This is a genomic window from Paenibacillus marchantiae, assembly GCF_028771845.1.
Lineage (GTDB): Bacteria > Bacillota > Bacilli > Paenibacillales > Paenibacillaceae > Paenibacillus > Paenibacillus marchantiae.
In genome coordinates this window covers 5,797,388-5,821,166 of record NZ_CP118270.1, presented here as the reverse complement: position 1 = coordinate 5,821,166, position 23,779 = coordinate 5,797,388, and the positions used below count along the sequence as shown (strand labels likewise).

Genomic DNA, 23,779 nt, shown 5'->3' with positions numbered 1-23,779 from the left:
AGTCACTGAAGGAGGTAGATCATGAATACTTCACTCCGCAGCCCGCTGATCTATACGTTGTTTGTGTTGCCGGCACTGATCTTGTTTATCATGTTTTTCCTGTATCCTATCGGCAGTTCACTCTATTACAGTCTGACCAGTTGGAACGGTGTATCCGCAGAGCCGCGTTTTGTGGGACTGTCCAACTATGCAAAAGCATTGACAGATGAACGTTTTTGGATTTCAACTCGCAATAACGGTTTCTTTATCGCATTTTCTGTTTTGATCCAGGTGCCTCTCATTGTTCTGTTTTCCCTGCTCATTGCGAATGTAAAGAAATTGAAGGGATTGTACAAAACAGCCGTCTTTTTGCCGTCCATTATGTCAACGGCAGTCATCGGTATTCTGTGGGGATTCATCTATGAGCCTAACATCGGCCTGTTGAATCAGTTACTTGAAACCGTAGGTATTTCGCCGGTCTATTGGCTATCCGATAATCGGTTCGCAATGATATCCATTCTCGTAACCAATGCTTGGCAGTGGACGGGATTCTATATTGTCATGGTTTTGGCGGCCATTCTGGCTATTCCCAAGGATCTGGATGAAGCGGCAGCCATCGATGGAGCAACAGCCGTACAAAGAGCATTCAAAATTACATTGCCACTTATCAGACCTATCATTTCCGTCGTCATCATGTTATCCATTGCCGGGGCGATGAAAGCAGCTGACATTGTTCTGGTTATGACCAAAGGTGGACCTGCAGGCTCTACCGAAGTGCTTGCCACGTATATGATCAAATACGCGATTACCAATTTTAAATACGGTTATGGCAATACGATTGCGGTTCTGATCTTTGCTCTGACGCTTGTGCTCACCGCGGTATATCAGTTGCTGGTGGCGAGACGCAACGAAAGGGTGGAATATTGATGGTAAAGAACATAAAAGGCAGTATACCTCATGTTTTGTTGATGTTGTATCTACTTGCGATTCTGTTTCCCTTTTTATTCGTAATCTTTTCTTCATTCAAGCAGGATAACAACGAAATTGCACTGAATCCGTTCGGTCTGCCCTCCACTTGGGTGTTTAATAACTACGTAGAGGCTTGGGTAAATGCCAAGATTGGTACGTATTTCTGGAACAGTATGTACATTTCGGTCTTGTCCTCAGTCGGAACGATTGTGCTTGGTGCCATGTTTGCTTTTGCTATAACGCGGATGAGACACCGCAAATGGAGCATGTTACTGTACAGTCTCATTCTGGCGGGCATGCTGATTCCAAACAATGCGCTCATGCTGCCGATTTATTTGCTTGTCCGCAAGCTCGGCATTTTGGATACTCATTTGGCGCTGATCATTCCTTATGTTGCGAATGCAATTCCGTTCACGATTATTATTTTGGCTGCTTTTATGCGGTCGCTCCCTGGAGAAATTGAGGAAGCCGCGGTTATGGATGGGTTGAGGGCTCCGGGTATCTTTGCTAGAATAGTGATACCCCTTACAGTTCCAGCCATTGTTACGGTGTTTATCGTGAATTTCCTCGGCAACTGGAACGAATTTTTACTCGCCAACTATTTCTTATCCACCGATAAACTGCGTACACTGCCTGTCGGCATGGTCCAGTTTCGTGATCAGTATCAAATGAACTATGCCCAGATGTCAGCAGGCATTGTATACAGTGTTGTACCGGTTGTTGTAATCTACGCCATATTGCAGGAGAAAATCATTGAAGGCGTAACAGCAGGTAGTGTTAAAGGTTAATTAACGATGCGTTATATAGGGAGAACGGGAAATGAACTTGCGGATGAAGCTGGCCATGGCATTTCTGTTGCTCATCATTGTACCGATGTGCACGCTTGGAATCGGCATGTTCTTGGTCACATCACATACGATTGAGAAAAAATACAATCAGCAGTCTGAATATGCACTCCAGGCGATTAGCTATAATATCGAGAATGTTTTTCAGCAGATCAACAATGTCACGGACAATGGCATTGCCACTTCGGTATTCCAGATGGCTTTGAACGCCAAAGATCCGAGCAAACAGGATCTTGGAATCGGTAATCAATTGTCGCTGAATGCCAGCCAGCGTAATTTCCGTTCCCTTTTATACAACTACCCGTTCATTAGTTATGCCTTCTTGTATGATTTGCGTTCGCGTTCGTCTCAGGATAACCAGATAGTTTCTATATTTACGAAAGAAAATTTTCAAGCTCTTCCTTTTCAACAATTTAAAGTTCATCCAATATTCAAAGAAATCCAGGAACTCAACGGCGTGCCCAAATGGCTGGCCCCTCTGGAATATCCTGAACTGACGGGCGTAGAGCCTGTCTTTACTCAGATTCGGTTAGTCAAGGAACTCAGTTATTTTCAGAATATTGGGGTCCTTGTCGTTCAGATTAAAAAAGGGGAGATGGACCGCATCTTCCGCCATTTGCAAGTAAGTGATCCTGCACAGGAAACTTCGTTCCTACTGATCAACGAAGAGGGTCTGATCGTATATGATCCTTCCGGACGTTACAGTGGAGAGAAGATGGAGAATCTGGGTGTGCGATCTGGAATTTACGGACCGGGGTTTAGCAGCACCAGAGCAGTGTTCGATGGCAGTGAAAGCATCATTTCACAATATCATCTGAAAAACTATAACTGGAGCCTGGTCAGTGTCGCTTCATGGGAAGCATTATCGGCAGAGACGAATGTGTTCGCAGGCTGGTCGATTATTATCATTCTGCTGTGTCTGCTTGCTGCGATGGTTTTCAATGTGTTCTTCATGAACCGGATTACCGGCAATATTGCGGTACTCGTGCGCTTCATGAGGCGTGTAGATGACGGGGATTTTAATGCCCGGGTCGAAGGAAGTGGCTTTGACGAGATGCAATTACTCGCCCAAGGGTTCAATGAATTGCTGGATCGGATCGGAGGTCTGTTCCGACGTGTGCGTGCTGAGCAGGAACAGAAGGCCAAGGCAGAACTGCGTGTGCTTCAAGCCCAGATCAAACCTCATTTTCTATTTAATACGCTGGAATCCATTAACGGACTAGCCATGAGGGGAGAAGGGCGTAAAGTAAGTGAAATGGTGACACGTCTTGGCAATATGCTGCGCATCAGTATTCAGGATCAGGAGGAGATTTCGCTCAGTGAGGAGTTAAGGCACTTGCAGAGTTATCTTGAGATCCAGCATTACAGGTTCAGTGATTTGTTCCGGTATGAGATCGATATTCCATCTCATCTGTACACCTCATCTATGCTCAAACTTACCCTCCAACCTCTTGTGGAAAATAGTATTCAGCACGGGTTCGAGGGAATTGAATATCAGGGTGTACTTCGGATCAGTGCATTTGTGGAACGGAATAACCTGGTGCTGCGAGTTGAGGATAATGGGATCGGTATTCCCCAGGAAATGTTGGCCCGATTCGAATATATGGCAGAAGACCCACCTGAATACATCATGGCTGAGGGAACGAAGCCACTGTCTTCAATGGCAGAGCGTCGAGGGCTGGGTTTAAGAAGTGTTGCAGATCGGATAAGGATTCAATATGGGGCCGGATACGGGGTGTTTATATGTTCATCAACGGGACATGGCACCATCATTCAATGTATTATTCCACAATATGAGCAGGGGGAAGATGAATGAATCTAACCGCGTTGCTGGTTGACGATGAGCTGCCGATTTTGGAGAATTTGAGTTTTATTTTGCCATGGGAAGACATGGGCATTGAAATTGTGGGTACGGCTAGAAGTGGGTCAGAAGCACTGGACAAAGTTGCAGAATGCCACCCTGACATCATGTTATGTGATATTCGTATGCCCTCCATGGATGGTCTGGAACTGATTCGAATATTACGGGAACAAGGTGAAACTTGTGAGATTATTTTGCTGACAGGATATCAGCAGTTCGAGTATGCCCGTACGGCCATCCGTTACAATGTCCATGAATACATATGCAAGCCAATCGATTACCTGGATCTGGAACATAAATTGCGTGAGCTTGCTAGTCAGATTCAGAAGAAACGGTTGGAAGTGGAGGCTGAACGTCACCGCAAATCGGAGATGGAAGTATGGGTAAAGCACAAACATATCATTGACCTGATGCGAAAAGAGGAAGATTCGTTATTTTCTTTTCCTCCTTCTTCCCCTGAACAACATGCATCCTCGTTACGGTATATCCTGCTACTTATCGATGTTTCGGGGTATTTTAAGCATTCGATCGGATGGTCTGGGACCCGGCACCAAAGCTGGCATGGAATGATCCGTTCTAGGCTTAGGGAAATTACAGACCGGATCTGTGAAGGAACTCTGCTGATTTCTGCCCGTAAGGGAGAATGGTGTATGTTGGTGGAGGCATCAGATGAATGGAGACTGCGGGTAGATGCATTGGCTCAACAGGTTCAGATGGAATTAGATGCGACATTTGAGGCCGGTTCAGGTATGAAGACAAGGGTCATTCAGGATGTTATGTCTGTGAAACTGGATGATCAGATGGCTGAGCGATACCGGCACTGTCAGCGTTTGCTGATCATGAATGACTCTAATCAGCGCAGCGATGTGCTGGAACAAGAATCTGCTGAGCATTCCATCATGTCAACCAAAGAACCTTCCAGAAGGGCAACGATGTGGATTACAAAAGAGGATTTGGACTTGATTACCCGCTGGATCAGACAGGGAAATAAACAGGGATTGATTGACCTGCTCGTTATGCTCAAACATCGGATGAGCGAGCATAAGAGTGCGCTGGAGGGCGTAGCCGAAAACAGCCTGCGTTTTCTGCTTGTACATATGCTTCGTGAATTGCGCGAAGTACATGTCATGGCTGAACAAGACGAAATGCATTTCTGGAGTGCATTGCATTCAGCAACCTCCATCAAGGAATTAATCGAATTGGCTGAGGCACTTGCTTATGTTTGTCATGATAAGAAAAGCGTACCTCGCCCTTCTGTTTCTGAGCTGATCAGTTCTGCGTGCGAGTATATGAACGCCAGACTGGAATGTGATCTGGGTATTGATGAGGTAGCTGATTGGCTGGGCATCAGTCCGGGTTACTTTTGTCAGCTTTTCAAAAACCAGATGGGCGTAACCTTTGTTGAATATATGACCCATAAGCGGATGGAGAGCGCAGCCTTATTATTAAGTACAACGGAATGGAGTATTACAGCCATTGGAGAAGCAACGGGGTATAAGGAGCGGCGATATTTCTCCAAAGTGTTCAATAAACATTTTCACATGAAACCATCAGAATTCAGGTCAAACCAAAGAGCAGGTTCATAATGGGGAGGAAAGCATGCGTATGAATTCGATCGATCAGCTTTCGTTGGAACAGCGGGTAGGACAGATGTTTATGTGTGGATTCCATGGACAGCATGCGGATGAACAGGTCAATCGACTGATCCGTGATTATCATGTCGGAGGCGTCATTTATTTCAGACGGAATGTTGAAAGTGTAGACCAAATCAATCGACTGTCTGCCGACTTGCAAGCAATTGCCGCTGAAGCCGGGGATTTACCTCTGATGATCTCCGTGGATCAGGAGGGCGGGATGGTGGCGCGGATTGATAAAGAGGGAGTGACCCAGGTACCTGGAAACATGGCGCTTGGAGCAACGGGTAATCCGGACTATACCCTTGAATGCGCACAGATTCTAGGTCAAGAGTTAAAAAGCATCGGTATCGATATGAACCTCGCCCCAGTATTGGATGTGAATAATAACGTTCTTAACCCGGTCATCGGTGTGCGCTCCTATGGCGAGAATGCGGAGAGCGTAGCTTCCCACGGTGCAGCAGCCATCAAAGGATATCAATCCCGAGGCGTTGCTGCAACAGCCAAACATTTTCCCGGACATGGAGATACAGCGGTGGATTCACATCTCGGTATGGTCACTGTACCTCATGAACGTAACAGGCTGGATCAGGTGGAACTTCTGCCGTTTCATCGCGCTATTGAGGCCGGAGTGGATGCCATCATGACTGCTCACGTCATCTTCCCGGCGATTGAACCGGAGCCGATTCCAGCTACATTGTCCCGTAAAGTGTTGACGGGGCTGTTACGCGAGGAAATGGGCTTTGACGGCATTATTATTACAGACTGTCTGGAAATGCATGCGATATCCAAGCCATATGGTGTGGCCGAAGCAGCCATTCGTGCTGTGGAGGCAGGTGCTGATCTAATTCTGGTCAGTCACACACTGCAAGATCAAATCTCTGCTGTGGAAGCTGTTGTGGAAGCCGTTCGTACTGGACGAGTGGATGAAGCCACCATTAACCAGGCATTGGAACGTATTATTTCATGGAAGGCAGCGCGTTGTGGTCAGTGGGAGCATACGTTTGTCTCCATGGAAAAGGATGATGCTGTATCGGATGGATCTGATGAGGATGGGATCATGTTCTCAACAAAAGAGAAAGATGAATCATCAAGATCGTTGGCCTCCATCGAATCCACGTTGGATGAGATTGCCTCCAATAGCATTACTGTGGTTCAGAATGATGGGTTGCTTCCCTTAGACCCTGAGAAGAATGTCTATGTCATCTGGCCTGAAGTTGTGCAACGGACAGAAGTGGATGAACCATGGTCTCACACAGATTCACTTGGCGTGGCGTTATCGCAGCTTAGAGCCGGAGTTCGGGAGCACAAAATAACGACACAGCCGTCTTATGATGAAGCGGACGAGATACTGAAGAATGTGACGGAGGAAGATCAAATCATCGTATGTACTTACACTTCCGCAGGCCATCTTCCGAAAGGGCAACATCATTTGGTTCAAAAACTTAGTGAAAAGTACTCCCTGATTGTAGTTGCTCTGCGTAATCCATATGATCTATTGGAGATTCCGACGCCGGGAAGTTATATATGTACGTACGAGAACACTCCTGCAGTGGTTCGTGCTTTGTCTCTCGTCTTAACAGGTGAATTGCAGCCAACAGGACGCTTGCCTGTCAGTTTGCGTTAGCAAATTCTAAATCTCTAAATCTCTCTGTGGCATGGTGCTTATTCAACCATGTCTTGGAGGGATTTTTTTATTGTGATTTGCGGCAGATTTTAATACAGATTGCACTCCAAGTCGAACGTGTAATAGATAACTATTTTCATAGTATTTTCGCTCTATTAAATGTTTACAATTCTTATCAAATATTTTTAGCAACTTTTCCCGGTAGTAAGCGTCTAATAGTATGACTTTTTGAGGGGGATATTTATAAAATGGGAGCAGAAGGAGCCAAAGACAAAGAATGAATTTGAAGAAGAAATTATCCATACTTACCGCTTTAGCTGTATTCCAAGCGTTTGCAGCGATTCCAGCGAATGCACTAGCAGCCGATCAAAGTGATACAACAACAACAAATACAGCCAATGTTAAATCCGTGGAGGTTGTGAAGAAAGAACAAACGATCGCGGAATCGGATGTAAAGTCCGGGTCAGATTCAAAACAGTCTGATAATAATGCAGTCGAAGGAACAAACCCGGTAACAGATGAACCTACAGGTACAGATGTTACTCCGGTTGACCCTAATACAGACCCTGCTGATGAAGAGGATGCAGGCGAGGAAACAACAGTTCCAACGGCTCCAGTTGAAGTTGAGCAACCATCTACAAGCGGTCAATCTATAGCCGGAAGTAAGGGCGGAGATCTGACACTTTATATGAACAGCAACAAAATGGTGCAAGACGGCAAAACATATCTTGCCGGACAGCCGATGGCTGTTAAAAATGGAGTATCTTATGTAGCGATCCGCGCACTGGTTGATCGGGTTGGTTATGAAGTGAAATATGACAATACAACCAAAGAAACCATTATTATTAGCGGCGAAGATGAACTTCGCTTCAAAACGAATAGTAGCGTTTACACCGTTAACGGTGAATCGAGAACGATGAAAGGCCCTGCCTATCAACAAAAAAATACGTTCATGGTGCCACTGACGTCGATTACTCAGGCACTTAACATTACTTATAAAGTTAATCAGTCTGCCAAGACTGTTATACTGAACCTGAATTCCAAACCGGTAGCCAGCTTCACGGTACAAAAAGAGATTTTTGCAGGAGACACGGTAACATACAACACTAAATCGAGCTCTCCCAAGGGACTGGACATCGTGGATGAGCGTTGGACTGGCCGTCAGGATTCGTTTGACCAACCAGGTACATATACGGTAACGTATGCTGTCCAGGATTCGAGCGGACAATGGAGTGACCCGTACGCTGTAAAGATTCAGGTACAAAAACTAAATCTCCCTCCTGTAGCGATGTTTACGACAGACAAGGAAGAGTACAAAATGGGTGAAAAGATCACGTATATTGATCAAAGCACCGATGATGAAAATGCCATTGTGAAAACTGAATGGGAAAACAATGCTCTGGCATTCTTTGTTCCGGGACCTAAGAGTGTAACAATTACCGTTACGGACAAACATGGTGCTAGTAACAGCTATACCAAGACGGTTAACATCACAGGTGAAACGCTGTACACCATGTCTGATTTTAATCAGTTGTTTACACCAGTAGGTGAGAAGTTCAGCTTCGATGGTAGTGGGGTACCATCGATGGAGAAAATACCTTTCACTTATTACGACGAGCCAAGTTTGCTGATTCGTAGTAACAGCCCGGAAACCGTTAATACAGAAGGTATTGTTTATAAGGAATCTTCCTTTGGACAAACACGTTTCATGATTCACCATGTAAACAACACAGGTAAAAGCGTGAAAATGTATGTTGTTGCGACAAACAACAATGCGTATACAGCATCCATTGAACAGCAAAACATGGGTTTTGCAGGTCCATCACCAATAGCAACTGCGGCAGGTAAACTGTCCATTGATCGCTGGTTCAAGTCCATACAGAACGGTACAGGACAAAAGAAAGTGTACATCCAGCCTGGAGAGAGCAAGCTAATTCTGACCGATTTGAGTGTTCTTCCTATGAAACAGGGTCAAGTCATCTCCTTGTACTCGGATGTCTTCAGCGATTATGAACTGGATTACAACGTTATCATGATTGAAGAAAGCAAAGATCCGATGGCTGTATGGTCCACACTGCCTGTTCTGGATCGTGACGGTGTGCATAACCGGGGAACATACCCGAATGCAACCCGTATCATTACGTATGACCAAGAAGTAGGTTCGAAGCCTGCTCGTTTGCCGCTGGGGGATAATGCAAGTGACCCGAATTTGGTCGGGACAGATCCAATGGCGTACACAGATGCTTCCAACGCGGGTAACTTTGGCGTGCTGTACAAAATCACACTGAACAATGTGGCTCCACGCACATTGATCTCGTTCAACCCACGTGGTGGTAAATACTCGGGTGTAGCGCTCGTTAATGGAGAACTTGTTCAGATTTCGAACGGCAAATCCGTAAGCGCACCAAATGAACAAAGTGTACTCTATCGTACAGGTTCCTATGGTCAAAGTGTAACGATTCTGTTCTCCGCAGCACCGGGAAGTAATTTGCCGGTTAACCTGCTGTTCACACCTCTTCCGACAGAGAAGTAATTGTTTCACCTTTCACCAGGAACGGACGGTTTGGAGTGAAAGCTTATATGCTATAAATCCTGTCACCCCAAAAGTCGCCCGAAGGATTAAACATCTGAACCGTCAGAAAAGGACTCCATGTTCATGGGGTCCTTTTTAATTTTGACTGAAGCAGCGGCGGGCTCAGGTTCGTTCGTTGACTATGAACTTCATTTAAGGCATTATTAGTAGTATATAAATCAAGCATAAGTATCAGCATTTGCATAATTTGATTCCACAGGCTCACGGGTACAATACCTAGACGAATCAAACCATTTCGAACTAAGTATTGCTGAAAGGAATTCGCTCTTTGGATTTATGCAGAATGCTCGAATGACAGGAGGTGCATTAGATCATGCTGTCGACAGAACAGATTATTACTACCATGTCCTCGCAGGGGCTCCGCATTACGGATCAGCGGAAGACACTGGCCCGGTTATTTGCTGAATCCCCTGGGTATTTGACACCCAAGGACGTCTATGAATATATGGGTAAGACTTACAGCGGACTGAGTTTTGACACGGTGTACCGGAATTTGCGTGTCATGCAAGAATTGGGTGTGCTGGAGCAGGTCATCTTTGAAGATGGGGTGAAGTTCAGAGCACATTGTAGCGAGGATCACCATCACCATCATATGATTTGTTTGAAATGCCAGAAGACATATCCAATCGTTTTTTGCCCAATGCAGCTTGCAGATGCGCCTGAGCAATTCCAAGTTGTCGATCATAAATTTGAAGTTTTCGGGTACTGTAAGGACTGTGCCGAACATATGCCAGCCAAAGTGTCATCCGGACATCAGCACACTCACGGGAAGCACTGACGATGAAGTTATCTCGCAGACTGGTTCAGGCTCCCATTCGGGTGTATCGCAGCTATATCTCTCCATTGAAGCCGCCAACATGTCGTTTCTATCCTACTTGCTCGGCTTACGCGATGGAGGCGATTGAGGTGCACGGTGCGTTCAAAGGATCGCTGCTTGCGGCAAAACGTATTGCGAAATGCCATCCGTTTCATCCAGGCGGAGTGGATCTGGTACCACCGAAGGCTGAAAAGTCTGTCATGGTATCCGATTAACGATCTAATGGTCGTTTTTTGCCGGTTTGAGTTGATTTAAGATTGCTGTCCACTTGACAAAGGAGGCAGTATTTCAGTATATTTTTGGTATAATGATTTCCAGTGAAGGGATAAGTACAGACACACCGCCAGTGCAGAGAGCCGGATGAGCTGAGAACCGGTCTGGGAGGAGGATGGAATATGGTCCCGGAGGAACCTCTTTCGAGCGTGCAGACGTTGATTAGAACGGCTGTCGTAAGGCTGAGGCGTGATCCAGCGTTAATGGGCGGTCGAAGGACCGGCAGAGCCTGTGGTTTGTGAAAAGCACGGGGAATTTGGGTGGTAACACGTGAGAGCAACTCTCGTCCCATACAGGGACGGGAGTTTTTTGTGTTCTTTTTTAGACAAATGCAATGAAAAAGCACGACTATATGAAGGAGGAGAAGTCATCTATGGCTGATCAAAAAACATTTTATCTGACAACACCGATTTATTATCCGAGTGACAAACTGCATATCGGGCACGCGTACACGACTGTGGCGGGTGATGCCATGGTTCGATACAAACGTCTGCGTGGTTATGCTGCTCACTATCTGACAGGAACCGATGAACATGGGCAGAAGATTGAGCGCAAGGCACAAGAGAAAGGGCAGTCACCGCAGGCTTTTATAGACGACATCGTTGTTGGCATCAAGGATCTGTGGAACAAACTGGACATTTCCAATGACGACTTCATTCGTACGACGGAAGAGCGCCACAAAACAGTGGTTCAGGATATCTTTGACCGTTTGTTGAAACAAGGGGATATCTACAAGGGTGAGTACGAAGGCTGGTACAGTATCCCGGATGAGACCTATTACACGGAAACCCAGCTGGTTGATGTGGAGAAGAATGACAAAGGCGAGATTATCTCCGCTAAAAGTCCGGATAGCGGGCATCCGGTGGAGCTGGTAAAAGAAGAATCCTACTTCTTCCGGATGAGTAAGTATGCTGATCGTTTGCTGAAATATTACGAAGAGAATCCGGGTTTTATTCAGCCGGAGTCCCGCAAAAATGAAATGATCAACAACTTCATCAAGCCAGGTCTGGAAGACTTGGCCGTATCTCGGACTACTTTCGAATGGGGCGTCAAAGTTAAAGGCGATCCGAAACACGTTGTATACGTATGGATTGATGCGTTGTCTAACTATATTACAGCTCTGGGCTATGGATCATCCGACGAATCGCTTTACAACAAATTCTGGCCTGCGGACGTGCATCTGGTAGGGAAAGAAATTGTTCGATTCCATACGATTTACTGGCCGATTATGCTGATGGCGTTGGACCTACCTTTACCGAAGAAAGTATTCGCTCACGGTTGGCTGTTGATGAAAGACGGCAAAATGTCCAAATCAAAGGGTAATGTCGTTGACCCGGTAACCTTGATTGACCGTTATGGTCTGGATGCACTGCGTTATTACCTGCTCCGTGAAGTTCCATTTGGTTCAGATGGTACATTTACTCCAGAAAGCTTTGTAGAACGTGTGAACTCCGACCTGGCAAATGACCTTGGAAACCTGTTGAACCGTACGGTAGCCATGGTGGACAAATATTTCGAAGGCAAAGCCCCTGAGTTTACTTCTGGTGTGACCGAATTTGATGCATCTCTTGAAGAAGCGGGTCTTGCTGCTGTGGAGAAAGTGGAGCAGGCAATGGAAAATCTGCAATTTTCCGTAGCGTTGACAGCGATCAGTCAGTTTGTTAGCCGCAGTAACAAATACATTGACGAGACTCAGCCTTGGGCTCTGGCTCGTGATGAAGCGAAACGCAACGAACTGGCATCGGTAATGTCGCATCTGATTGAAAGCTTGCGGATTGCTTCCATCCTCTTGCAACCGTTCCTAACACGTGCTCCGCGCAAAATCTGGGAACAACTCGGCATTCAGGAAGGTGAACTGACGACTTGGGATTCAGCGAAGCAATGGGGCGTTATTCCGGCTGGCAACGCTTTGCAGAAGGGTGATCCGATCTTCCCACGTCTGGACTCTGAACAGGAGATTGCTTATATTGCTGAAGCGATGACTGGAGGCAAAAAAGCTGAAGCGCAGCCTGAGGCAGCTCAAGCTGATGCTGGAGGCTCTTCTGAAGCCGCTCAACCCGTCTCAGCACCAGAAGGCAAAGAAGAGATCGGTATTGATGATTTCGCCAAAGTGGAATTGCGTGTCGCTCAAGTTATTGCCTGTGAACCGGTCAAGAAAGCCGATAAATTGCTGAAATTGCAGCTGGATCTGGGCTATGAGCAACGTCAGGTTGTATCGGGAATCGCGAAGTTTTATTCACCTGAAGATATGGTTGGACGCAAAGTCATCTGTGTTACGAACCTCAAGCCTGTGAAATTGCGCGGTGAACTGTCCCAGGGCATGATCCTGGCAGCATCCCATGGCGACCAGCTTACACTGGCAACGGTACCGGATAATATGCCTAATGGCGCACAAGTGAAATAGGACTTTGACCGTGTAACCAAGGATTTGATTTATATAGTTGTAATAGAAGGTGGCTCGATGAGAATCGGGTCACTTTTTATTTTGGGATGAAATCGGATCTGATGCGAAGAAAACAAGCATATACTGTTATGAACTCCGTGCTCAAGGAAAGAATGAATAGGACAGAGCGGCTTGACAAGTTCGAGCAGGTTACCTATAATTCTTTCAGTAATGTTTACGATTAAGAGATGCGGAGTGAATACTAGTGAAACTTTATAATGGAAGAAATCTAGACCAGGTAAACCAGACTCTAGCGACAGGTAGAAGAAGGCATATAAAATTGTTGCTAAGCGGTCTGCTTGTTCTTAGTTTACTCATATTGTCGGCATGCGGTCAGAATAATTCGGAGAGTGCCAAGCTGGTGGAAGGCAAAGTGAATGTGATTACGAGCTTCTATCCTGTCTATGCGTTTACTTCGACAATTGGTGGGGAAGATGCAAATGTCATTAATTTGCTGCCAACAGGTGTTGAACCACATGACTGGACGCCGAAGAGTCAAGATATTGTGAATACATCCAAAGCGCAGTTGTTTCTATACAATGGTGCAGGTCTGGAAGGATGGGTACCCAACTTCCTGAAGTCACTGAATAGCGATACCAAGGTGAAGTCAGTTGCAGTAAGTGAAGGGGTTACTCTATTGACTGCTGAAGGTGATGATGGACACGGTCATGGTGAAGAACAGGTGGATGAACATAGCGACGAACATGCAGATGAAGCTAACGCAGAGGACATTGCGAACCATCATGTGGACCCTCATACGTGGGTAAGTCCAAAATCGGCAATGGTAATGGCTGAGAATATTAAAAACAGCCTGGTTGAAGTAGACCCTGCACATAAAGAAGGATATGAACAACGCTACGAAGAGCTGCGGACCAAGCTGGAAACGTTGGATCAGCACTTTACGGATGAATTGTCCAACGTACCCAATAAGGAAATTGTCGTATCACACCAAGCCTTTGGGTATCTTGCACGTGATTATGGGTTGACCCAGCATGCTATTATGGGACTTTCTCCAGATGCGGAACCCACAGGTCAAGATATTGTGAAGTTGGCCAAGTTGGTGAAGGATGAAGGGATTAAATACATTTTCTTCGAAGAGCTGGTATCTGATAAACTGGCGAAAACCCTCGCCAATGAAGCGGGTGTAGAGACAATGGTCCTGAATCCGGTAGAAGGTTTAACCAAAGAACAGGCTACCAACGGGGATGATTATTTCACCCTGATGGAGAAAAATTTGCAAAATCTGCTGATCGCATTAAAATAAGATAGACTGAAGGATTCGTTTGCAATCCTTATATATAATGAAGGGCGGCTTTGCCATGCAGCAAATCATGCCATTGTGTCATGATCCAATTATAGAGATCGATAAATTATCATTTTCCTACGGCGACCAGCGAGTGATCGAAGATCTCGATTTTATGGTCCAGGAAAGGGATTTTGTCGGTATTATCGGTTCAAACGGGGCGGGCAAAACGACATTGCTGCGAATGCTGGTTGGACTCTTGCCTCCAGCTGAGGGAGATATCAAGCTATTCGGACAGTCGATCCGCCGATTCAAGGATTGGGAACGGATTGGTTATGTTCCGCAGAAGAATGCATTTAACCCATTGTTCCCTGCAACGGTACGGGAAGTCGTAATGTCTGGATTATACAACAACAAGAATATGTTCCGGCGTATGTCTCGTAAATGTCAGCAGCAGTGCACAGATGCTATGCAAGTGATGCGGATTGAGGATTTGGCGAACAAACGGATCGGACAACTGTCCGGTGGACAGCAACAGCGTGTGTTTTTGGCACGGGCGCTTATTAATCACCCTGATCTGCTGATTCTGGATGAACCGACGGTAGGTATCGATGCCGAATCCCAGGCCAGCTTTTTTGAACTCATTACCCATATGCATGAACATCACCGGATGACATTCCTGATGGTTTCACATGATATGGACCGGATGGAGAGTTATCTCGGTTCCAAAGCTGCGGTGACGAACGGAAAAATTCATTTCCATGTCCGTCATTCCCATGAGGTGGAAGATTGTGCCGAGACTAATTTGCAGCATACCACCACCCAGGTACGTTAGACGCGAGTGCAACCAGATTAGAGCAAGGCCGAAGGAGTCGTGTGTGTTTTGGAAATTTTAATGAGTGATTTTTTTCAGCGGGCGCTGGCGGGGGGATTGCTGATCGGCATCACCGCTCCGTTGATCGGATTGTTTTTGGTGCTGCGCCGTTTATCCATGATCGGGGATACCCTGTCTCATGTGACTATTGCCGGGGTTGCACTCGGATTCCTGATTGAAGTGTATCCGATTGCTGTGGGGCTTATTTTCGCCGTGCTCGCATCATTTGCAATAGAGAAACTGCGTAAGGCGTACAAGAGTTACGCCGAGTTATCGATCGCGATCATCATGTCCGGTGGAGTAGCGCTGGCTTCGTTGTTCTTCACGCTGGGCAAAGGTTATAATACAGATGTTATGAGTTACCTGTTCGGCAGTATTTATACACTGGACTCCACGGATTTGAAGCTGGTTGGTGTGGTAACGTTGATCGTGGTCGTCGTTGTAGCACTGTTACATAAGGAGTTTTTCCTACTCAGCTTTGAAGAGGATGCCGCAGCGGTTACCGGATTGCCTGTGAAATTGCTTAACATGCTGATTACGGTGATGACAGCCCTAGTCATTAGTACGGCGATCAAAATCGTGGGCGCATTGCTGGTATCGGCATTGCTTACCATTCCGGTAGCTGTAAGCTTGCTGATGGCACGAAGTTTCAAATCGGCGATTATATTATCCGTGGTCATTGGCGAAATTGCCGTGGTCATTGGACTGGTTGTGGCCGGGATCTGGAACCTTGCACCAGGAGCAACAATTGTACTTTTGCTTATCATGATGCTGATTCTTACGATGATTGGAAAAAAAGGGTTCCGAGCCTGAGTCTGAACGTGAGCAAGTGAGCCCCCAGGGAAGGGAGATATCCGCTTCATGCCTGATGTTAATGTGTGGCTGGCTTTTGTAGCAGGATTAGCTTCGTTTATATCGCCATGCTGTCTTCCGCTGTATCCATCGTATCTTTCCTATATTACGGGGATGACGGTACAACGGTTGAAGGATGAGCGCAATCAGCGTGAAGTTCGCTTCAAGACATTGACTCATACGCTGGCGTTTATTTTGGGCTTCTCGGCTGTGTTTTATTCGCTCGGACTGGGAGCCGGATTGTTTGGCCAATTTTTCAATGATAACCGTGATCTCATTCGTCAATTATCCGCGATCTTGATTATGTTAATGGGTTTGTTTTTGCTTGGTTTGTTCAAACCTCAGTTTCTGATGAAAGAGCGTAAGATGGACATGAAATGGAAACCAGCGGGTTACTTGGGCTCCTTTATTTTTGGTATTGGTTTTTCGGCAGGTTGGTCGCCTTGTATTGGACCAATTTTGACTGCCATCATCGCGATGGCTGCGAGCGAACCAACAACCTGGTTGGCTTTGATTACGGGATACACAGCTGGATTTGCGTTACCGTTCTTCATTCTGGCTTTTTTCATCGGTTCTACACGATGGATCTTGCGTTATTCCAATATCATGATGAAAGCCGGGGGCGCATTAATGTTGTTCCTCGGGGTGCTGTTATTTACGGATCAGATGACGAAAATTACGATCTGGCTACAGCAAATTACACCAGACTGGATGATTATCTAGCGCAGCAACGAGGGTGTTTGTTTTACTCGAAGGTTATTTTAAATAAGAACAAAGCAGGCTACATGGAAACCAGAACGATTCTGGACTCATGTAACCTGCTTTTTTAATCAATAGCTCTTAATAAAAGTGTCTGGTCAACGCTTAGGTGAAGTAATCAATATTGGCCAGTGGGAAATGCTCAAAAATGCGCTCGGTAATAAACTCGCGCAAGGCATCCTGCTGATCATCCTTATACACATATTTGTACTGGCCCCAGCGGCCCCATTTCATTTTCCGCTTTTCGATATCCATCTCCAGCTTGGTTTTGGGGTATCGCTTCTCAATGGTGGCTTTTGCCGTTTTGGTAAAACGGTGCTGGATCATCTCAAAGGTTAGATCCTTGGTCGCTTCTTCGGGAAGTGTATCGGCAAGTTTTTGTAAAAGCTCGCTATATCCTTCTTCCCATCCGTCGTACCACATAATTGGGGCAATAATGAATCCGAGCGGATATCCCGCATGAGCTATTTTACCTGCGGCTTCAATTCGCTCTTCAAACCGTGAGGTGGCTGGTTCAAAATTTTTGATTACATAATCGGAATTTACGCTAAATCGGATACGAGTGTGTCCGTTATGCTTGATGTTTAATAAAGGATCAACATGATGGTATTTGGTCACAAAGCGAAGTCGCCCGTGTTCCTCATCCGCCATAAAACGAATTAGGTCACCAAGATTTCCCGTTATATGCTCCAGACCTACGGGATCAGATGTACAGGCTGCTTCAAAACGGGTAAGTTCAGGTGCGCGCTCCTCAATGTATCCCTTGGCGGCCTGAATGATTTCTTCGGTGTTTACATAGACACGGACATAGGGCTTGGCCCCAAGAGTCGTTTGAAGATAACAATAATGACAGTGGCCCATACAGCCTGTTGAGATGGGAATGGCATATTCGGCCGAAGGCTTCGATTGGTCAAACTTGAGTGTTTTACGCACACCGACGACAAGGGTACGCTTCGCCATTCGGTACTTTTCCTGTTCCGTTTCACCAGGGAGATTGGTAATTCGATTATGGGATGTCGTCATCTGATATGGGATATCCCTGGAAGTAACCCATTCCATAATTCGTTTACCTTTCTCATATTCCAGCGCACCGGGTTCAAAATACACCAAATCGGGAATAAAGGGTTTAGTGCCTTTTGCTTTGCGAACGGGTGGATGCGCTACACTTGTACTCACGAAATCACTCCTTTCAATACGGAACCTTGCTTAGTTTGCCTCGTTTCGGGATAAGTCACCCTTACCAATACTTGCGTAATGGTGAAGGAAATCGAGCCCTGAGGAGTGTTTTATGGACTGTAAATAGTGAATGAATTGTGCAGGACTTGCCAATGCGTATTGATAACATGTATCATTATAAGATAGTGACCAGGCAAGAATATTGCCGGTCAGAGAGAAGAGAGGGAAGCAGATGCCAACGCCCAGTATGGAAGATTATTTGGAGCGTATATACAAATTAATTGATGAAAAGGGCTATGCTCGTGTGTCTGATATAGCTGAAGGTTTGGAAGTACATCCTTCATCGGTGACGAAGATGATCCAAAAGCTGGACAAAGACGAGTACCTGATCTATGAGAAGTACCGCGGGCTGGTGCTTACGCCAAAAGGCAAAAAGATGGGCAAACGGTTGATGGAGCGCCATCATCTGCTTGAACAATTTTTGACGACGATTGGTGTTCAGGAAGAAAATATTTACCAGGATGTTGAAGGAATTGAACACCATTTGAGTTGGGATTCCATTACCTGCATCGAATCTTTGGTTGAATATTTCCGCCAGGATGAGAATCGACTGCGTGATCTTAAAAGTATTCAGGATGTCATGAGCAATACAGAATCTTAAGGTTTTAAAGCCAGAATCACCTGAAAAATTACAATGAATATCTATTCAAAATCAGAGGATGCACCTGCCGCTAAAACGGTTGGAAGCGTCCTTTTGCTTTTTTTTGACCAAAATTTGGCGTTTATTCGCAACTTAACAATCATTAGGAGCGTCTATTAAACTAGCAGAATTTGCCGCGAATTTATAATTATTTTGGAGGATTGCACTGATGAAGCTTCGTAAAGGATTGATCCTGCTGCTCATTTTTGTTCTGGGTTTACAAACATCAGGACTGACGGCGCAGGCAGCTAGTCAAAAGGAAATTGTTATTTATTTGGATGGTCAGCGTTTGGAGTCGGATGTATCACCTTACATTTTGCCCAAAGTAAATGTAACGATGGTCCCTCTGCGTGTTATTAGCGAAGGACTGGGTGCATCTGTACTTTGGTCACAGGCTACCCGCACAGTTACAATCAAGAAGTCCGATTCAGTCATTACGATGACAAGTGGACGCCAGCAGGCAACGGTGGATAGTACCGTGGTTGATCTTGATGCATCAGTAGAACTGAAACAAGGCCGCGTCATGGTACCGATTCGATTTGTCAGTGAGAACTTGGGAATCCAGGTCACCTGGAACCAGTCTGAGCAGACGATTAATCTGGCCACAGGCAATGCTCCCAATCCTACTCCAGTGACACCAGCAGAGCCTGGAGGCACGGGAACTACGCCAAATACGGATGAGATGCGAGGAGCCTGGATTTCGACTGTAAATGGAGACTGGCCTTCATCTAGTGCCAAAGGGAATGTAGAAAAACAAAAGTTGGAGTTCATTCAGCAGCTTGATACGTTGAAGGATATGGGGATCAATGCCGTATTTGTTCAAGTGCGAGCCAATGGGGATGCGATCTATCCATCAGGTCTTGTACCGTGGAATAGCGTGCTGACAGGTTCACAGGGGAAAGATCCCGGGTATGATCCACTTGCATTTATGATCGAGGAAGCTCACAAGCGTGGTCTTGAGTTCCATGCTTGGTTCAACCCGTTCCGGGCTACTAACTCCGCAACGACAACCGGTCTTGCTGCCAATCATGTATCCAAGCTTCACCCGGACTGGATTGTTAACGCATCAGGCAAACTGTATATTAATCCAGGCATTCCGGAAGCGAGACAGCATATTATTGATTCCATCATGGAAGTGGTTAATCAGTATGATGTTGATGGCGTACATTTGGATGATTACTTCTATCCTTCCAATGTAACGTTTAATGATGATGCGGCTTTCAAAGCTTACAACACATTGAATACGAGTGACCGTGCAGAATGGCGCCGGGACAACATCAATGAATTCGTCAAGCAGCTCGGAGAGAGCATCCACAAGATGAAAGCTGGCGTTCAATATGGCATTAGCCCATTTGGCGTATGGCGTAACAAATCGGTTGATATGACAGGTTCTGACACAAAAGCCGGAGTAACCGCTTATGACAGCATGAATGCAGATGTGCGGACTTGGATCAAGCAGGAGTGGATTGACTATGTTGCACCCCAAGTGTACTGGAGCATGACACTAAGTGCAGCACGATATGACAAGGTGGTTGACTGGTGGGCCAATGAAGTGGCAAATACCGATGTGAAATTGTATATTGGTCACTCTCCTTATAAGCTGGGCACACCGGAAATCGGGTGGCAGACATCCCAGGAGATTATTGATCAGCTTATATATAATGAGAAATATGATACGGTGAAAGGGGATATTTTCTTCAGCTCACAGTACCTGACGAAAAATCCGCTCGGACTGATCGCCAAATTAAAAGCCTATTATGGACTGTAAAACATTTTAACGTAATATGACCAACCCCTGTTCTCATACAGTGGCAGTAGTAGCATGGACTGCCTGGAGAACGGGGGTTTTATTGTGTTGATTAATGGAGTATTTGAAGGTGGCGGCGTAAAGGGAATTTCGCTTGCCGGCGCCGTAAAGGGTGCAGAAGATCACGGTGTTGAATTCAATCGCGTAGCGGGCACGTCCTCGGGTTCCATCGTAGCTGCTTTGCTGGCGGCTGGCTATTCGGCGGAAGAGATGAAAGGCATTATCGAGAATACGCCGTTTGCTTCGTTACTGCGACGTTCCCCCATATTTGATACCAAGTGGATCGGACCCGCAGCGAGGCTATTTTTGAAGAAAGGGCTATATTCTGGGGAAGCGCTGGAATGCTGGATAGGGGATATGCTGAAAAAAAAGGGAGTTCGGACGTTTGCTGATCTGCCTCCAGGTAAGTTGCTAATCATTGCATCCGACATTTCCAACGGCACTATTTTGGTGCTTCCAGACGATATCAAACGATTCGGAATTGATCCTTCCAAACTGGAAGTAGCCAAGGCTGTACGTATGAGCTGCAGTATCCCCTATTTCTTCGACCCGGTTGCCATTCGCAGATCCCCGATCCTGTCCAAAGGATTACGTTTTGCGGACCAGTTTGTTTACATCGTCGATGGAGCATTGCTGAGCAATTTTCCGCTCTGGCTGTTTGATGGAGAGCGTACAGAACGTGGAGGAGATCTCATCCCTGTAGTCGGTTTTAAAATGGTTGGCAAAACCGAAGGAGAGCCAGCTAGAATCAGAGGACCTCTAAGTATGCTTCAGGCATTGGTTGAAACGATGCTAACTGCTCATGATGAGCGATATATCGAACAGGTTAATCGATTCCGTACTGTGAAAATTCCTACCCTTGGGATTAAACCGACAGAATTTCACCTTTCTGTACAGGACAGTACAGCATTATATCAATCTGGGGTCACCGCCGGTACTGAATTTTTCAGTGGATGGAATACCAAGATATATGGTGAGCAGCTGGACAAACAAAGACGAGAACTGAGAAAAAAACAAGCGGAAACACCACCGCTGACTCCTGTATAAAAATGAAAAAGCAATTCTCCGCATGTTTGGAGAATTGCTTTTCTGTGTGTTTCGCCGATATCAGCGCTTTAGTGATACTTAGGTACGTCTTCATCACTTTTACCCTTTTGACCCTGAATCACTTGGAAAGGATAATCCTTGCGTTTTTTGGAAGAACCGCTACTTTTTCGGGCACCAGACTGTGCATTAACTTTAGCCATGGTTTTAGCCGATGGTTTAATCTTCGGTGATGATGTCTTGCGTGCCCAACGGCGGGGCGGATATTTATAGAGCAGGAACACAACTCCGAACACGACGAGGGGGATGATAATTTGGGATAAACCTCCACTTCCCAGCCTAGTCAAGATTCCAATAGCAGCGAGTGCGATGAACGTCCAAAATATGATTGCCTGCTTCTTCATATCATTCACCCTTTCACAGGATCAAGTGTTGCAACAGGAACTTCCGACGTAGCCGATACGTTTGCGAGTTTGGCATCCAATTCACGCATACGGTTAAACGAAGCGATGGATACTTCTACCTGTTCATTCGTTGGCTCTTTAGTTGTTAGCAATTGCAGCCACAGCCCCGGATATCCGAGATAACGAAGTACAGGGATATCACGTACCGAGTTGGTCATCTTCAACAATTCGAATGAAATACCGAGTACTACTGGCAACAACAGCAACCGCTGACCCATACGTTCCCAAAGGTTATCGTATGTGAAGAGCGAGTACAAAAATATGCCGATAATGACAGTCAACATAATAAAACTGCTTCCGCAACGATAATGCAGACGGCTATACTTCTGCACATTCTCTGGTGTAAGCTCTTCTCCGGCTTCATGAGCACTAATGACTTTATGTTCTGCACCATGGTATTGGAACAGACGTTTAATCATCGGTGTCTGGGAGATCAGCCAAAGATAGGCAAGCAACAGAATCAGCTTAATTCCGCCTTCCAGTAAATTATGCAAAAACTGATTGTCGAATGCATTTTTGAACAGAAAATTCTCAATAACAACCGGCAACAATGTAAGCACAATTTTACCAAAGAGGAACGAAAGGATAGCTACTGCGGTAACGCCGATAATCATGCTAAGGCTCCAACCTGAGCCTTCTTTTTCTTTTTGCTTTGCTTTTTCTTTTTGCTTTGCTTTTTCTTTTTGCTTTGCTTTTTCTTCTGGTTCCAGTTCATCATCAGCATATGCGTCAGCAGAATAATTGAGATGTTTGCTTCCTTTGACGCTCGAATCTATAATGCTGACAATCCCGCGCAGTAGTGGAATCCGCCGCAATTTCATGACCCAGGACTTGTCTTGCTTGGGAACTTCCAGATACGTAATTTCGCCGTCTTTTCTTCGCACAGCTGTAACGTTGACATGTTTACCGCCGAACATTACGCCCTCAATGACAGCTTGCCCCCCGTAGCTGACAGGCTTGGATTGTTGAGGCAAATTATTCACCTTCCTATTCTGTTCTATACCTTCATGGTCGAAGGCAGTTTAATAACCCTATTGTATCGAATTTTGAGAGCAATTTCTAGTTTACGAGTCGATCTAAGGGCGATGTTGTTAACTTTGTCCTGATTTGTACATACTACCCGGTAGAGTTAGGACGAAAATGGAGATTTATTCGCAGTTTTGCAAACTGAACGTGAAGGAGAATATCGATGACAGAGCATACGAGTGAACGCACATCCCATAAGGAAAATCAGCGTGCTGACAAAGGAGAGCAGAAGGACCGGGGTAGACGTCCTACCCAGCGACAAGACCAGGCACATTATTTTACCAAGCCGTTCCCTTTTGCAGTGGAGCTAGGTTTTTTCGCAGGTTTTATCTGGGGAGGTTTGCATTGGCTGTTCTATCTGCTTCATTTTACGATTGTGCCATTGGGATTTTTGGCTGAACCGTTTTTTAAACATAATTTTATCTATACTGCAGCAGGGCATTTGACCGGCTGGCTGTTTTTTATTGTCTTTTCGGTTCTCGCTTCCCTGATTTACTCGTTCACTTTGAAAAAATGGGAAGGCCCGCTTCCAGGCATGGGTTACGGGATTTTTTGGTGGCTCATTATCTTTGTCCTAGTAGGTCCAAAACTGGATATGGTGAAGCCCTTAAACCGTTTAACATGGGATTCAATCATTACAGAAATTTGTTTCTTTTTGCTGTGGGGACTGTTTATTGGCTACACAGTAGCCATGGAGTTCACCGATGAACGGAAACGTGAGCCAGAGCAAGCGGGAGCATAGCCGCAAAAAAGCTTCTCAATCCGGCAATGGCTGTGTTAAAATAGCAGATGG

Annotated in this window: 20 protein-coding genes; 17 read left to right on the top strand and 3 right to left on the bottom strand. The window is 45.7% G+C overall.

All coding sequences use genetic code 11. The features are described 5' to 3' along the window. The first annotated feature begins 21 nt into the window (after window positions 1-21). The 13 genes from PTQ21_RS26230 to PTQ21_RS26170 all read left to right on the top strand — a co-directional run bounded on the left by PTQ21_RS26230 (window position 22) and on the right by PTQ21_RS26170 (window position 16,733). A complete protein-coding gene (locus PTQ21_RS26230; RefSeq protein WP_063565671.1) occupies window positions 22-906 on the top strand; it encodes a carbohydrate ABC transporter permease in 885 nt (294 codons plus the stop codon). Further along, on the top strand, window positions 906-1,736 hold the full coding sequence (locus PTQ21_RS26225) for a carbohydrate ABC transporter permease (RefSeq protein WP_063565672.1): 831 nt from the start codon (window positions 906-908) through the stop codon (window positions 1,734-1,736). Before PTQ21_RS26230 ends, PTQ21_RS26225 begins: the two co-directional genes overlap by 1 nt. 31 nt (window positions 1,737-1,767) lie before the next feature. Further along, a complete protein-coding gene (locus PTQ21_RS26220; protein WP_274567688.1) occupies window positions 1,768-3,609 on the top strand; it encodes a cache domain-containing sensor histidine kinase in 1,842 nt (613 codons plus the stop codon). Next, window positions 3,606-5,240 (top strand): response regulator, encoded by a 1,635-nt coding sequence (locus tag PTQ21_RS26215; protein WP_274567687.1) that lies wholly within the window; start codon window positions 3,606-3,608, stop codon window positions 5,238-5,240. The genes PTQ21_RS26220 and PTQ21_RS26215 overlap by 4 nt, the downstream gene beginning before the upstream one ends. Window positions 5,241-5,253: 13 nt before the next feature. Continuing rightward, the gene (gene nagZ / locus PTQ21_RS26210; protein ID WP_090951533.1) at window positions 5,254-6,915 is read left to right on the top strand and encodes a beta-N-acetylhexosaminidase; all 1,662 of its coding nucleotides are present in this window, start codon (window positions 5,254-5,256) and stop codon (window positions 6,913-6,915) included. Between the two features lie 277 nt (window positions 6,916-7,192). After that, a complete protein-coding gene (locus PTQ21_RS26205) occupies window positions 7,193-9,448 on the top strand; it encodes a stalk domain-containing protein (protein WP_274567685.1) in 2,256 nt (751 codons plus the stop codon). Between the two features lie 373 nt (window positions 9,449-9,821). Continuing rightward, on the top strand, window positions 9,822-10,286 hold the full coding sequence (locus tag PTQ21_RS26200; RefSeq protein WP_064636708.1) for a Fur family transcriptional regulator: 465 nt from the start codon (window positions 9,822-9,824) through the stop codon (window positions 10,284-10,286). Between the two features lie 2 nt (window positions 10,287-10,288). Beyond that, entirely contained in the window at window positions 10,289-10,540 is a 252-nt protein-coding gene (gene yidD, locus PTQ21_RS26195) for a membrane protein insertion efficiency factor YidD (RefSeq protein ID WP_024631022.1), read from the top strand. 431 nt (window positions 10,541-10,971) lie between these two features. Then, on the top strand, window positions 10,972-13,002 hold the full coding sequence (metG, locus tag PTQ21_RS26190; RefSeq protein WP_274567681.1) for a methionine--tRNA ligase: 2,031 nt from the start codon (window positions 10,972-10,974) through the stop codon (window positions 13,000-13,002). A gap of 313 nt (window positions 13,003-13,315) precedes the next feature. Next, window positions 13,316-14,305, top strand: a complete 990-nt coding sequence (locus PTQ21_RS26185; protein WP_064636712.1) for a metal ABC transporter solute-binding protein, Zn/Mn family — start codon at window positions 13,316-13,318, stop codon at window positions 14,303-14,305. A 55-nt stretch (window positions 14,306-14,360) separates the two neighbouring features. Beyond that, a complete protein-coding gene (locus PTQ21_RS26180) occupies window positions 14,361-15,119 on the top strand; it encodes a metal ABC transporter ATP-binding protein (protein ID WP_072735310.1) in 759 nt (252 codons plus the stop codon). Between the two features lie 48 nt (window positions 15,120-15,167). Then, window positions 15,168-15,971, top strand: coding sequence for a metal ABC transporter permease (locus PTQ21_RS26175; protein ID WP_063565681.1), 804 nt, complete (start codon window positions 15,168-15,170; stop codon window positions 15,969-15,971). Between the two features lie 48 nt (window positions 15,972-16,019). Beyond that, window positions 16,020-16,733 carry a cytochrome c biogenesis CcdA family protein gene (locus PTQ21_RS26170; RefSeq protein WP_024631017.1) on the top strand — a complete coding sequence of 238 codons (714 nt, stop codon included), beginning with the start codon at window positions 16,020-16,022 and terminating at the stop codon, window positions 16,731-16,733. A 141-nt stretch (window positions 16,734-16,874) separates the two neighbouring features. On the opposite strand, the gene splB is transcribed toward PTQ21_RS26170, so the two are convergent. Next, window positions 16,875-17,945: a spore photoproduct lyase gene (splB, locus tag PTQ21_RS26165; RefSeq protein ID WP_063565682.1), complete on the bottom strand. Its 1,071-nt coding sequence runs from the start codon at window positions 17,943-17,945 to the stop codon at window positions 16,875-16,877. Window positions 17,946-18,177: 232 nt separating this feature from the next. Here splB and mntR point away from each other — a divergent pair, with 232 nt between their 5' ends. The 3 genes from mntR to PTQ21_RS26150 all read left to right on the top strand — a co-directional run bounded on the left by mntR (window position 18,178) and on the right by PTQ21_RS26150 (window position 21,499). Further along, on the top strand, window positions 18,178-18,606 hold the full coding sequence (gene mntR, locus PTQ21_RS26160) for a transcriptional regulator MntR (RefSeq protein ID WP_063565683.1): 429 nt from the start codon (window positions 18,178-18,180) through the stop codon (window positions 18,604-18,606). 208 nt (window positions 18,607-18,814) lie between these two features. Next, entirely contained in the window at window positions 18,815-20,413 is a 1,599-nt protein-coding gene (locus tag PTQ21_RS26155) for a family 10 glycosylhydrolase (RefSeq protein ID WP_274567680.1), read from the top strand. 84 nt (window positions 20,414-20,497) lie between these two features. After that, the gene (locus tag PTQ21_RS26150) at window positions 20,498-21,499 is read left to right on the top strand and encodes a patatin-like phospholipase family protein (protein ID WP_090810697.1); all 1,002 of its coding nucleotides are present in this window, start codon (window positions 20,498-20,500) and stop codon (window positions 21,497-21,499) included. 68 nt (window positions 21,500-21,567) lie between these two features. Here the strand turns inward: PTQ21_RS26150 and PTQ21_RS26145 are convergent, their stop codons facing one another. Beyond that, entirely contained in the window at window positions 21,568-21,900 is a 333-nt protein-coding gene (locus PTQ21_RS26145) for a hypothetical protein (RefSeq protein WP_063565686.1), read from the bottom strand. Between the two features lie 5 nt (window positions 21,901-21,905). Next, window positions 21,906-22,934, bottom strand: a complete 1,029-nt coding sequence (locus PTQ21_RS26140; RefSeq protein ID WP_274567679.1) for a DUF1385 domain-containing protein — start codon at window positions 22,932-22,934, stop codon at window positions 21,906-21,908. 215 nt (window positions 22,935-23,149) lie between these two features. Here PTQ21_RS26140 and PTQ21_RS26135 point away from each other — a divergent pair, with 215 nt between their 5' ends. Next, complete coding sequence (locus PTQ21_RS26135) at window positions 23,150-23,728, top strand: YqhR family membrane protein (protein WP_274567677.1); 579 nt, start codon at window positions 23,150-23,152, stop codon at window positions 23,726-23,728. Window positions 23,729-23,779 lie beyond the last annotated feature (51 nt).